Source organism: Marichromatium sp. AB32, assembly GCF_003718675.1.
Lineage (GTDB): Bacteria > Pseudomonadota > Gammaproteobacteria > Chromatiales > Chromatiaceae > Marichromatium > Marichromatium gracile.
In genome coordinates this window covers 1-253 of record NZ_RHFJ01000172.1, presented here as the reverse complement: position 1 = coordinate 253, position 253 = coordinate 1, and the positions used below count along the sequence as shown (strand labels likewise).

Below are 253 nucleotides of genomic sequence, written 5' to 3'. Positions count from 1 at the left end.
ACGCAGTGCGTCAACGATCTGCTGCTCGCTGTACTTGCTCTTGCGCATGTGGGCTCTCCTCTGCTCGGCCACCATCATGCCCTCGGTCTCTACTTTTCGCTGGACCTATTTTTGGGGAAGGGGACAGGACATCCCTGGAACCACAAGCGGGTCTGGCGGGTGTATTGCGCGCTCAAGCTCAATCTGCGGCGTCGGCGCAAGCGGCTCCGGGCGCTCCGCCCGCCGCAACCGCTGGTGCAACCGATCCGTCCCA

General features: G+C 63.2%; 1 pseudogene. It reads left to right on the top strand.

From position 1 onward, the window contains the following. Positions 1 to 253: pseudogene (locus EBL85_RS17530) on the top strand (hypothetical protein); the annotation flags it as partial.